We start from the raw sequence: 11,758 nt of genomic DNA, 5'->3' as shown, positions 1-11,758 counted from the left end.
TTGAAAATGTTTTAGCCCTGAACCAGCGCCAGTGCGCGCACAGGCGAGCCCGTACCAGCGACGAACTTCAATGGTGCGGCGATCAGGATCGCGCCTTTTGCCGGAAGCTGGTCGAGATTGCTGAGGCTTGCGAGGCCATAGCGATTGGCTTCATGCAGCAGATGATGCGCCGGGAAGGGCGGAGTCATGCCGCCTGCCGAACCGGCATCGGTGCCAATGGTTTCCTGACCCCAACCGATAATCCCCTTGGACAGAAGATAGCGGATTGCTTCCGCCGTCGGTCCGGGCGAATGCGGTCCATTCTCGTCGGCATTCAGGAATGTCTCGGTCGAGCCATTGCGCTTGTACCAGTCGGTGCGCAGGATCACCCACGAGCCAGCTTCAATCTCGCCGTGCTCGGCTTCCCACTCCTGGATGCTTTCCACCGTGAGGAGATAATCCGGATTGGCGGCTGCTTCCGAAGAACGGTCGATCACATTGACCGGCGCAACGAAATTCTGCGGCGGGATGGTGTCGGTCGTGTTGTTGGAATGATCCTTGCCCGTGACCCAATGGCTTGGCGCGTCGAAATGGGTTCCCGTGTGTTCACCCAGTTCGATCCAGTTCCATGCCCAGAACGGACCGTCCTGATTATATTTGCTGATCTCGTGGATCTTCACATTCGGAGTGTTCTTGCCGAATTGCGGCGGAAGATAAAGCACCGGCGTGTCGGGTCCGAGCGGCGCGGTAATATCCACGACCTTGATCGATTGTGACACCAATGCGGATGCGAGACCGGTGAGAACGGATGTCTCTTTCATAGTTTCCCTCGTCTTTGCCGCTCTCAACCCAGTGTGGGTGGAGCTGCGGATTTGTGTAATGGCTTCTGTGAGCCTTGAGAGGAAAGCTATGCAATATCATATGACTTTGCAAGTAATTAAGCGGCCCGGAGCGACTTTCCATACAGGCTTATCGAGCTTGAAATCTTGCTTCGTCGGACATTTTCTTGAATGCAAAAATCGCGTTTGCAGTGAAAAATATATGCATTTAGAAATAAAATGCCGCTCGGGCTGCATTTCGTGCGGATGAAGGGCGTTTCACCGTCCTCACATCGGCTGTCCGATCAATTATTTAAGGCTTGAAATATTTTCCGGCAAACGCGAATCTTAAAGCACGGTATGGCTCGATTCCTGAGCCTGACCAGCGTGCGGTTGAACAAAGGAAATTGGCGTGTCGGTGGATTTCGAGATCATAGTCAGCGAGGATCATGAAAGCGAAAAGCCGGAACTGCGTCTCTGGCTGCGCATGTTGTCCACGACCAAGCTGATCTCGCAGGAAATCAGGCGGCGTCTGCGCAACGAATTCGGTGCGACGCTACCGCAATTCGATTTGCTGGCGCAGCTCTATCGGGAGCCGGAGGGTTTGCGGCTGGGGGAATTGTCACGCCGCACGATGGTGACCAATGGCAATGTGACCGGGCTGGTGGAGCGACTGGAGACCGAAGGTCTGGTCAAGCGCGAAACGCCGGGTGCTGATCGCCGTGTCACGGTTGCCCGCCTGACGGATCAGGGCATTTCGGTTTTCAGCCAGATGGCCAGCGCCCATGAAGGCTGGTTGCGGGAAATGATGGCCGACGTCGATCACGACGTCATCCAGATATTGCTGGCCGATCTCGATCCGCTGAAGAAGTCGGTGCGAAACCATCTTTCCGGAGCGGAAGACGAGTAAGCCGCCTTCCGCCTGCCGGTTTTTTACTTCGCCTGATCGCCTGTTGCGAACAGGGGGCCGCCCTTGATCGAGGGGAAGCCGTAGCCGTTGACCAGAACAAGGTCGATGTCGTCGGAATGGCGCGCGATGCCTTCTTCAAGCAGCGCTTTTCCTTCATTCGCCATGGCGGCGAGCAGGCGCTGCATGATCGCTTCATCGCTGAAACTGCAAGGGACAATGGCGTTGCGTGCGCGGTAATCGTCGATCAACGCGTGAACGTCCGGGTCGCTGGCGCGAACACCATCCGCATAACGATACCAGCCGAGACCGGCCTTGCGCCCAAAGCGCCCGGCTTCGCACAATTTGTCGGCAACATCGAAATAGGGCAGGTTGGGATCGCGGCTTGCCGCCGCTCTCTTGCGCCGCCCCCAGGCTATTTCCAGCCCGGCCATGTCGTAAACAGTGAAAAGTCCCATCGGAAAGCCATAGGCTTCCATGGCGCGATCGATATCTTCGGGATAAGCCCCCTCGGCCAGTATTCTCTCGGCTTCAGTGCGATAGGCCGAAAACATCCGGTTGCCGATAAAGCCTTCGCAGACACCGGTGACGATGGGCAGCTTCTTGATCTTGCGGGCGAAGGCGATGCCGGTTGCCAGCGTCTCATCGGAGGTCTCCGCACAGCGCACCACTTCCAGGAGCCGCATGATATTGGCCGGCGAGAAGAAGTGCAGGCCCAGCACACGGTCGGCGCGGTTCGTGACGGCGGCCAGCTCATCCGGGTTGAGATAGCTTGTATTGGTCGCGAGAATGGTTGCCGCAGGCAGCAACGCATCAAGCTCGCGGAACAGCGATGCCTTCACGGTGTAATCATCGAACACAGCTTCGATGACAAGATCCGCATCGGTAAGCGCAGCCATGTCGGCGCTGACAGTGAGCTTCGCACGTTGCGCGTCTGCGGCTTCGGTGGAAAGCCTGCCGGTATCGACAGACTTCTGGATCATGTCGCTGATCCGCGTATGGCCCTTGGCGGCTGCATCTGCAGTCGTTTCATAGCCAATGACCTTATAGCCAGCGGCGAGACAGGCGACGGCGATGCCCGACCCCATCAGGCCGGTCCCGGCAATGCCGATGGTGGAAAGCGCCCGAGGCTTCGCCTCAATGCCTTCTACTTTTCCAGCGGCGCGTTCGGCGAAAAACAGATGCCGCAAGGCGGCTGCTTCCGCGCTGTCGCGCAGGCGAATGAAGGTTGTCCGCTCTTCGGCCTGACCTTCGGCAATCGCGGTCGTTGTCGAGAGTTGGACCAGCCGCGCCGCTTCGCCGGGAGCCGTCGCGCCGCGCGCCTTTTTCAGAATCTTGGCTTTAGCCTGTTCAAAGGCGGCAGCATCGGGTGCGGTAACGGGCAGATCGCCGGTCCGAAGCAACGGCTTGTCGATCAGCGCATTGGCTAACTCGATAGCGTCGGCCACAAGGTCGCCGTTCGATATCTGGTCGATCAGGCCCAGTTGCAGCGCTTCATCCGGTGCAATCTGGCGTCCCGTCGCGATCATGTCGAGTGCTGCGAGCGGCCCGATCAGTCGGGGCAGGCGCTGCGTGCCGCCAGCGCCGGGCACGATCCCGAGCTTGACTTCCGGCAAGGCAAATGAGGCGCTGGTCGATGCGATACGGGCATGCGCCGCAAGTGCAACCTCAAGCCCGCCGCCCAAAGCGGGGCCGTTGATCGCGGCCACCACGGGCTTGTCGGCGCTTTCGATAATCGTGATAACATCCGGCAATGTCGGTTCAACCGGCGGTTTGCCGAATTCGCGAATGTCCGCCCCGCCGATGAAGATCTTGCCTGCACCGCTCAGCACGGTCGCACGGATCGCCGCTTCTCCAGAAGCATGGCGAATGGCTGCGGCAAAACCTTTGCGCACATCAGCGGATGTGGCGTTGACCGGCGGGTTTTCGACCGTGACGACAAGAATGCCGTCGACAACCGTGCCTGTCACAGCGGGGGAGAATTCGCGTCTATCGGCCATGGTTGCCTCAGTCCGGTATAACGGCAAAAGCCTGTATTTCGATCTTGGCCCGGTCTTCAACCAGCGCGACAACCTGCACTGCCGCCATTGCGGGGAAGTGCTTGCCGATCACATCGCGATAGGCGCGACCGATGCCTTTCAGATTGGCGGTATATTCAACCTTGTCGGTGAAATACCAGGTCATGGAGGCGATATGTTCCGGCCTGCCGCCAGCTTCCGCCAGAATGGCGACAATATTCTTCAATGTCTGCTCGGTCTGCTCGACGAAATCGTCGGTCTCGAACTGTTGCTGTTCGTTCCAGCCGATCTGGCCGCCGATGTAGACGGTGCGCCCGCGGGCTTCAACGCCATTGGCATATCCGATGGGGCGGGCCCAGCCTTGCGGCTGAAGTGTCTTATGCATGTTGTGTCTCCAGAAAATGCGCGCGGTAAAAGGCTTTAATTCGCTTTCAGCAGTTCGCGCGCGATAATGAGTTTCTGCACTTCTGTTGCGCCCTCATAGATGCGAAGTGCGCGGATCTCGCGATAAAGCCGCTCGACGATTTCGCCGCTTTTCACACCGCGACCACCAAACATTTGCACGGCCTTGTCGATGGTTTGCTGGGCGTTTTCCGTCGCAACCATCTTGGCCATTGCGGCTTCCTTGGTTGTGTTCAGCTTCTGAACGTCGCGCCGCCATGCTGCGCGATAGGTCAGAAGTGCTGCGGCGTCGATATCGGTCGCCATGTCTCCAAGCGTGGCCTGCGTCAGCTGCAAGTCGGCCAATGCGCCGCCAAACATCGGGCGCGACCGTGCATGGGACAGCGCTTCGCTGACCGCACGGCGTGCGAAACCTAGTGCCGCTGCCGCAACCGATGCGCGGAAAATGTCGAGCGTGCGCATGGCGATCTTGAAGCCTTCGCCCGGCGCGCCGAGGCGACGCGAGGCCGGGATACGGCAATTGTCGAAGCGGATCGTGGCGAGCGGATGCGGCGCGATCACATCTATGCGCTCCGCAATGGAAAAGCCGGGATCGGTGGCGAAAACAACAAAGGCCGAAATGCCGCGCGTGCCCGGCGCTTCGCCGGTGCGGGCAAAGACGGTGTAGACATCGGCGATGCCGCCATTGGAAATCCAGGTCTTTTCACCGTCGAGCACATAATGGTCGCCGTCAGCTCTGGCGGCACAGCTCATCGCCGCCACATCGGACCCGGCCAGTTTTTCCGAAAGAGCGAAGGCCGAAATCCATTCGCCGCTTGCCACTTTCGGTAACACAGCCTGCTTGAGTTCGTCCGATGCGGTCAGGCTGATCGCGCCGGTGCCGAGGCCCTGCATGGCAAAAGCGAAATCGGCGAGACCATCGTGATAAGCCAATGTCTCGCGGGCGATGCAAAGCTTGCGGGAATCGATGCCTTCGCCGCCTGTCAGGCTGACAGCCGCTTCCAGCAGCCCGGCTTGGCCCAGCGCTTTCACCAAAGCACGGCAGGCATTGTCCGTGTCGCTGTGATCGACATTTGCCAGCGCCGGGCTCGCTGCAAAGGCATCGAGCTTCGCGGCCCAGTCGGTGTGGTTTTTGTCAAAAAACGGCCAGTCGAGATGCTCCCGCGTCAGCGGTTTTGCTGCGGAACTATCCATGGTCAGTTCCCCTCGAAAACGGGCTTCTGCTTGGCTGCGAAAGCCTCGAAGGCGCGGCGGAAATCCTGCGTCGCCATGCAGATGGCCTGCGCCTGCGCTTCCGATTCCACCAGCTCTTCAATGCCCATCGCCCATTCCTGATTGAGCATGGTTTTGGTCATGCCATGCGCGAACCATGGGCCGTCGGCGATGTTGCGTGCCAGCGCTTCGGCCTTGCCGATAAGGTCGCCCTGCGGATGCAGCGCGTTGAAGAAGCCCCAGCGCTCGCCTTCGTCAGCGCTCATGAAACGGCCGGTATAAAGCAGTTCCGATGCGCGGCCCTGACCGATCAGTCGCGGGAGAATGCCGCATGCGCCCATATCTGCGCCTGCGAGACCGACGCGGGTGAAAAGGAAGGCTGTCTTGGCTTCCGGCGTCGCGATGCGCAAATCCGATGCCATGGCGAGAATTGCGCCAGCACCAGCGCAAATGCCGTCAACGGCGGCAATAATTTGCTGCGGACATTTGCGCATGGCCTTGACGACATCGCCCGTCATGCGCGTGAAAGCCAGAAGGTCGGGCATCGCCATTTTGGTCAGCGGTTCGATGATCTCGAACACATCACCGCCCGACGAGAAGTTTCCGCCAGCGCCGGTCAGCACGATGGTGCGCACGTCGGAGGCATAAACGAGATTGCGAAACAGGTCACGCAGCTCGGCATAGCTTTCGAATGTCAGCGGATTTTTCCGGTCCGGGCGGTTCAGGGTCAGCGTTGCAACGCGACCGTCTTCGCTCGTCTGCCACAGAAAATGCTCGGCCTGATAATCCTTGAAAGGCTTCAGATTGCTCGCCATCGAAATTGTGCCGTCGGTCATCCTGCCATTACCTCCCCACCGGCGATTGCTATCGCCTGTCCAGTTATCGATTGCGCGCCGGGCGATGTGAGCCACAGCACGGTTTCAGCCACTTCCTCCGGCTGTATCAGGCGTCCCTGCGGGTTCGCCTTGACGAATTCTGCCAGAACATCGTCCTCCGACCGTCCGGTCTTGGCGACAATGGCCTGGATCGAGCGGGCAATGATCGGCGTATCGGTAAAGCCCGGGCAAACGGCATTGACCGTCACGCCCTTGCGGGCCAGTTCCAGCGCCAGCGCTCTGGTCAACCCGACGACCCCGTGCTTTGCAGCGCAATAGGCCGAGACATAGGAATAACCGCTCAGGCCCGCCGTCGACGCGATATTGATGATGCGCCCGCCTTTGCCACCCGCCTTGATGTCATCAAGGGTCGCCTGCGTCACATTGAAGACGCCGGTGAGATCGACGTCGAGAACGCGGCTCCACATATCGAGACTGGTTTTCTCGAAAGGTGCGCTCGGCGCTTCCCCGGCATTATTAATAAGAATGCTGACTGGCCCGAATGCGGCGCGCGCGCCGTTCAGGCCGGTCTCAATGGCTTCGCGGTTCGTCACGTCGAAACCATCGGCAATGAAGCATCGCTGCCAGTCCAACAGGGCGGCAGTTGCTTCCAGCGGCTCGCGGCGGCGGCCAGCCAGGGTCACATTGGCCCCGGCGCGCGCAAGACCGACCGCGATAGCGGCGCCAATGCCGCTACCGGCACCGGTGACCAGCGCATGTTTGCCGGAAAGGGCAAGGCCAATAGCCGGATCGTTCATCGCAATCTCCTGTTATCTCAACCGCTCTATTTCGCGCCTTGCGGTGCAGCGGCTGCGCGGGCGAGATTGGCTTCATATTGATATTTGCTTGAGCGATATTGCTTCGGCCAGGCGATGGAGTTGATGCCGATTTTCGCCGCCTCATGAAGCGCCCATGCCGGATCGGCAAGATGCGGGCGTGCCACAGCACAGAGATCGGCGCGCCCGGCGGCGATGATCGAATTGGCGTGATCAGCTTCTGAAATCGCACCGACGGCGATCGTCGGAATGTGGATTTCGTTGCGGATCTTGTCGGAGAACGGGGTCTGGAACAGACGGCCATAAACCGGCTTTTCTTCCTTCCAGACCTGACCAGATGAACAGTCGATCAGATCGGCCCCTGCGGCCTTGAACATCTCGGCAAAGATCGCCGCATCTTCCGGCGTGTTGCCGCCTTCAAACCAGTCGTGGCAGGAAAGACGAACCGAGATCGGCTTGTCCTGCGGCCAGACTTCGCGGACCGCGTGGAAGACTTCCAGCGGATAACGTGCGCGGTTTTCATAGCTGCCGCCATATTCGTCCTCGCGCCGGTTGGTGAGCGGCGACAGGAAGCTCGATAGAAGATAGCCGTGGGCACAGTGCAGTTCGAGCCAATCGACGCCGGCTTCCGCCGCGCGTTTGGTGGCGGCAACGAAATCCGCTTTCACCCGATCCATGTCGGCGTGGTCCATCGCCTTTGGCGTCTGGCTGTGCTTGAGATAGGGGAGGGCCGAGGCAGACAGCAGCGGCCATGCACCGTCGTCCAGCGGCTGGTCAATGCCTTCCCATGCAAGCTTGGTCGCGCCTTTACGTCCGGCGTGGCCGATCTGCATGGCAACCTTGGCATTGCTGTTGCCGTGCACGAAATCGACAACGCGCTTCCAGCCTTCGGCCTGTGCATCGTTCCAGATGCCGAGACAGCCGGGGGTAATCCGTGCATCGGGTGACACGCAGGTCATTTCGGCGAAGACCAGTCCCGCACCGCCCATGGCGCGGCTGCCCAGATGCACCATATGGAAATCGTCGATCAGGCCGTCGGTTGCGGAATACATTGCCATTGGCGACACGACGATGCGGTTTGGCAGCGTCACGCCGCGCAGCGTATAGGGGGTGAACATTGGCGGCAGGCAACGCTCGTCTTCCGTCACGTTCAGCCCCTGCTTGCGGGCAAACCAGCGCTCATAGCCTTCCAGCCAATTCTTGTCGCGCAGGCGCAGATTTTCGTGGCTGATGCGCTGCGAACGCGTGAGCATGGAATACATGAACTGTTCCGGCTCCAGCGTGTCGGCATAACGTTGGCCGACGACCTCGAACCATTCCATGGCGTTGCGTGCAGCGTTCTGAATGCGTGCAACATCGACCCGGCGGATCTCCTCATAGGCATGCAGGACTTCAGGAATGCCTTCCTTGCCGTGACCGAGCTTCTGGAACTGGTTGGCCAGTTCAATCGCGTCATCGATGGCAAGTTTGGTGCCCGATCCGATGGCGAAATGCGCGGTATGGGCTGCGTCGCCCATCAAAACCACATGGGAATTGCCGTTGAAATGGCTCCATTTTCCGCAAATGAGACGGTTGAAGTTCAGCCAGGCCGAGCCGCGCATATGGCGCGCATTGGTCATCAGCGGCACACCTTCCAGCGTCTCAGCAAAAAGCTTCTCGCAGAAATCGATGGAGGCTGTCTGGTCCATCTGGTCCAAACCATGTGCCTGATAGGCTTCCTCGGTGGTTTCGATGATGAAGGTCGAGGTCTTGTCGTCGAACTTGTAGATATGCGCCTGGAACCAGCCGTGGTCGGTCTTGCGGAAATCGAAGGTAAAGGCGTCGAACAGTTTTTCTGTGCCGAGCCAGATATAGCGATTGGGCCGCACGATCAGATCGGGCTCGAACACATCCTCGTAGCGATTGCGGATGCGGGAGTTCAGGCCGTCCGAAGCGATGATGAGATCGGCGTCCGGGAAATCGAGATCGCTTTCCACGTCGGTTTCAAACTGAAGCTTCACGCCCAGCGCTTCGCAGCGCAGCTGAAGAATGTTGAGCAGGCGCTTGCGGCCGATGCCGACAAAGCCATGACCGCTCGTGCGCTGGCGCGTGCCCTTGAACAACACCTCGATATCGTCCCAGTGATTGAAGGCGTCCTGAATTTCGGCTGCACTTTCCGGGTCCCAGACTTTCATCGATTCCATGGTCGCGTCGGAAAACACCACGCCCCAGCCGAACGTGTCATAGGGGCGATTGCGCTCCACGACCGTAATGTCATGTTCCGGATGAAGCTTCTTCATCAGAAGGCCGAAATAAAGGCCGGCCGGACCTCCTCCAATACACACGATACGCATGTTGAGTTCCCTTTCCGATATGCTGCCGAGCGATATTTGCCGAACGGAGCCGGTTAATTATTTTAAGCTTAAAATATAATTGGGTGCTCTGGCACGTCAAGCGAAAAAATCGCGGCCTTTCTCACATTCCGTTAAGGAGCATGGAAAACGCCTCCAAATAGAAATATGCAAATGCAATAATTATAATCGTTCTGAAAAGCGCTATTGACACAGTTTAGAATTAGAAAATATGCTGATGCAAATGAATTGATATTCCGGCGAACGGAAAAGGGGAATTGTCATGGCGGAGCGCTCATTCGCCCGTGAAGTCGAGGATCTGAAGCTCGGCGAAGGCGATATTTTCAGCGGTGAAGGCATTCTCGCCATCACCAAGGCGCTGCTGCAGTCAGGCGTTTCCTATGTCGGCGGCTATCAGGGTTCGCCGATTTCCCACCTCATGGACGTTCTCGCCGATGCGAAGGACGTGATGGAAGATCTGGGCGTTCATTTCGAATCGTCCGCATCGGAAGCTGCGGCTGCGGCCATGCTTTCCGCTTCCGTAATGTATCCGGTACGCGGCGCGGTCACCTGGAAATCGACGGCTGGCACCAATGTCGCCTCCGACGCCCTGTCCAATCTCGCCTCGGGCGGTGTGACCGGCGGCGCGCTGGTCATCATTGGTGAGGATTACGGCGAAGGCTCCTCCATCATGCAGGAGCGCAGCCACGCCTATGCGATGAAATCGCAAATGTGGCTTTTGACGCCGCGGCCCAATCTGCCTTCGATCGTGGAAGCCGTTGAAAAAGGCTTTGAACTGTCGGAAGCCTCCAACACGCCGGTCATGCTACAGGTTGGTATTCGCAGCTGCCATGTGCATGGTCAGTTTGTAGCGAAGGATAACAAGCGGCCTGCCCACACGCTGGCCGATGCGCTGGAAAATCCGAGGCGCGACGTGAACCGCATCGTCCTGCCGCCCGCATCCTTCCTGCACGAGAAGGAAAAGCTCGAGAAGCGTTGGCCCGCTGCCGTCGAGTTTGTCAAAGCCAATCGTCTCAATGAATATTTCGGCCCGCAAGAGGGCGATGTCGGCATCATCCTCCAGGGCGGGCTGTACAACAGCGCCATGCGTGCCTTGCAGCAAATGGGGCTGGCCGATGTTTACGGCGAAAGCCGCGTTCCAATCTATGTGATGAATGTCGCCTATCCGATGATAGACGATGAAGTCATCGACTTCGTTGCCGGCAAGAAAGCCGTGGTGATGCTGGAGGAGGGCGCACCTGAATATATCGAGCAGGCGCTGCATACGCTGCTGCGCCGCCGGGATATCCAGACAAAACTGTCCGGCAAGGATGTGCTGCCGCTGGGCGGCGAATACACCACGCCCGTGCTTCTGAAAGGCCTGACGGCATTCTTCGATGCGCATGCACCGCAATTGCTCGGCAACCGTCCGCCGCTGCCGGATCCATCACCGGTTCTGGCCGATGAGCGCGTCAAGGCGCTGGCCGAAGTGGTTCCGCCGCGCCCCGCCGGTTTCTGCACCGGCTGCCCGGAACGCCCGATCTTCGCTGCCATGAAGCTGGTGGAAAAGGAACTGGGCGAGCATCACGTTTCTGCCGATATCGGCTGCCACCTGTTTTCCATTCTGCCGCCGTTCAATCTCGGCGGCACGACCATGGGCTATGGCCTTGGTCCGGCCTCGGCTTCCGCTTTCAACGTGCCTGCGGGCAAGCGCTCTATTTCGGTGATGGGCGACGGCGGCTTCTGGCACAATGGTCTTGCCACTTCGGTCGGCAATGCCGTCTTCAACAAGCAGGATGGTGTCATCCTCGTGGTCGACAATTACTATTCGTCGGCGACGGGCGGTCAGGACGTAATGTCCTCCAGAGCAATCAATCCGCGCCGCAAGACCAACAATTCCATCGTCGATGCGGTCAAGGGAATCGGTGCGGGCTGGGTTCGCCAGATCGACCACACCTATGACGTCGCAAAGATGCGCGACACGTTGAAGGAAGCGCTGACGACGGAAGAAAAAGGCCCGAAGATCATCGTGGCGTCGTCGGAATGCATGCTCAACAAGCAGCGCCGCGTGAAGCCGCAATTCGCCAAGGCTGTCAAGGACGGCAAGCGAATGGTCAAGCAGCGTTTCGGTGTCGATGAGGATGTGTGCACCGGCGATCACGCCTGTATTCGCCTCTCGGGCTGTCCTTCGCTTTCGGTGAGGCACACTGACGATCCGCTGAAGGACGATCCGGTCGCGGCCATCGACAATTCCTGCGTTGGTTGCGGCAATTGCGGTGAGGTTTCGGAAGCGGCGGTTCTGTGCCCGTCCTTCTATCGCGCCGATGTCATCCACAATCCGACGGGTTGGGACAAGTTCGTGCATCGTCTGCGCTCCGGTGTCATTGGCTGGCTGCAAAAGCGCCGCCGCGCGTCGCGCATTGTCTTTGCGGATTGAGGAA

Annotated in this window: 9 protein-coding genes; 2 read left to right on the top strand and 7 right to left on the bottom strand. The window is 59.0% G+C overall.

Annotated features, from left to right (window positions below; translation table 11 throughout):
• Window positions 1-11: 11 nt before the first annotated feature.
• Window positions 12-800, bottom strand: a complete 789-nt coding sequence (locus tag FHW03_RS14915) for a cyclase family protein (RefSeq protein ID WP_182521333.1) — start codon at window positions 798-800, stop codon at window positions 12-14.
• Between the two features lie 415 nt (window positions 801-1,215).
• Here FHW03_RS14915 and FHW03_RS14910 point away from each other — a divergent pair, with 415 nt between their 5' ends.
• Window positions 1,216-1,707, top strand: a complete 492-nt coding sequence (locus FHW03_RS14910; protein ID WP_280993573.1) for a MarR family winged helix-turn-helix transcriptional regulator — start codon at window positions 1,216-1,218, stop codon at window positions 1,705-1,707.
• A gap of 23 nt (window positions 1,708-1,730) precedes the next feature.
• Here FHW03_RS14910 and FHW03_RS14905 read toward each other — a convergent pair whose 3' ends face one another.
• Genes FHW03_RS14905 through FHW03_RS14880 form a run of 6 tightly spaced genes read right to left on the bottom strand, consistent with a single transcriptional unit; the run spans window position 1,731 to window position 9,320 of the window.
• Window positions 1,731-3,704, bottom strand: a complete 1,974-nt coding sequence (locus FHW03_RS14905; protein ID WP_182521332.1) for a 3-hydroxyacyl-CoA dehydrogenase NAD-binding domain-containing protein — start codon at window positions 3,702-3,704, stop codon at window positions 1,731-1,733.
• 7 nt (window positions 3,705-3,711) lie between these two features.
• Entirely contained in the window at window positions 3,712-4,107 is a 396-nt protein-coding gene (locus tag FHW03_RS14900; RefSeq protein ID WP_078338190.1) for a RidA family protein, read from the bottom strand.
• 35 nt (window positions 4,108-4,142) lie between these two features.
• Window positions 4,143-5,318 (bottom strand): acyl-CoA dehydrogenase family protein, encoded by a 1,176-nt coding sequence (locus FHW03_RS14895; RefSeq protein ID WP_182521331.1) that lies wholly within the window; start codon window positions 5,316-5,318, stop codon window positions 4,143-4,145.
• 2 nt (window positions 5,319-5,320) lie between these two features.
• Window positions 5,321-6,172 carry an enoyl-CoA hydratase family protein gene (locus FHW03_RS14890; protein ID WP_182521330.1) on the bottom strand — a complete coding sequence of 284 codons (852 nt, stop codon included), beginning with the start codon at window positions 6,170-6,172 and terminating at the stop codon, window positions 5,321-5,323.
• Window positions 6,169-6,969: an SDR family NAD(P)-dependent oxidoreductase gene (locus tag FHW03_RS14885; protein ID WP_182521329.1), complete on the bottom strand. Its 801-nt coding sequence runs from the start codon at window positions 6,967-6,969 to the stop codon at window positions 6,169-6,171. Before FHW03_RS14885 ends, FHW03_RS14890 begins: the two co-directional genes overlap by 4 nt.
• A 26-nt stretch (window positions 6,970-6,995) precedes the next feature.
• Window positions 6,996-9,320 carry a bifunctional salicylyl-CoA 5-hydroxylase/oxidoreductase gene (locus FHW03_RS14880; RefSeq protein ID WP_182521328.1) on the bottom strand — a complete coding sequence of 775 codons (2,325 nt, stop codon included), beginning with the start codon at window positions 9,318-9,320 and terminating at the stop codon, window positions 6,996-6,998.
• Between the two features lie 280 nt (window positions 9,321-9,600).
• Here FHW03_RS14880 and FHW03_RS14875 point away from each other — a divergent pair, with 280 nt between their 5' ends.
• On the top strand, window positions 9,601-11,754 hold the full coding sequence (locus FHW03_RS14875) for an indolepyruvate ferredoxin oxidoreductase subunit alpha (protein WP_182521327.1): 2,154 nt from the start codon (window positions 9,601-9,603) through the stop codon (window positions 11,752-11,754).
• Window positions 11,755-11,758: the final 4 nt, after the last annotated feature.

The organism is Ochrobactrum sp. RH2CCR150 (assembly GCA_014138095.1).
In the GTDB taxonomy this organism is placed as follows: Bacteria; Pseudomonadota; Alphaproteobacteria; order Rhizobiales; family Rhizobiaceae; genus Brucella; species Brucella gambitense.
This window is presented reverse-complemented; position numbering and strand designations above follow the sequence as displayed.

Bases quoted from the DNA above. Each gene is read 5' to 3' on its own strand.
- FHW03_RS14880 (WP_182521328.1), bottom strand. From the start codon at position 9,320: ATGCGTATCGTGTGTATTGGAGGAGGTCCGGCCGGCCTTTATTTCGGC.
- FHW03_RS14900 (WP_078338190.1), bottom strand. From the start codon at position 4,107: ATGCATAAGACACTTCAGCCGCAAGGCTGGGCCCGCCCCATCGGATAT.
- FHW03_RS14875 (WP_182521327.1), top strand. From the start codon at position 9,601: ATGGCGGAGCGCTCATTCGCCCGTGAAGTCGAGGATCTGAAGCTCGGC.
- FHW03_RS14890 (WP_182521330.1), bottom strand. From the start codon at position 6,172: ATGACCGACGGCACAATTTCGATGGCGAGCAATCTGAAGCCTTTCAAG.
- FHW03_RS14885 (WP_182521329.1), bottom strand. From the start codon at position 6,969: ATGAACGATCCGGCTATTGGCCTTGCCCTTTCCGGCAAACATGCGCTG.
- FHW03_RS14895 (WP_182521331.1), bottom strand. From the start codon at position 5,318: ATGGATAGTTCCGCAGCAAAACCGCTGACGCGGGAGCATCTCGACTGG.
- FHW03_RS14905 (WP_182521332.1), bottom strand. From the start codon at position 3,704: ATGGCCGATAGACGCGAATTCTCCCCCGCTGTGACAGGCACGGTTGTC.
- FHW03_RS14915 (WP_182521333.1), bottom strand. From the start codon at position 800: ATGAAAGAGACATCCGTTCTCACCGGTCTCGCATCCGCATTGGTGTCA.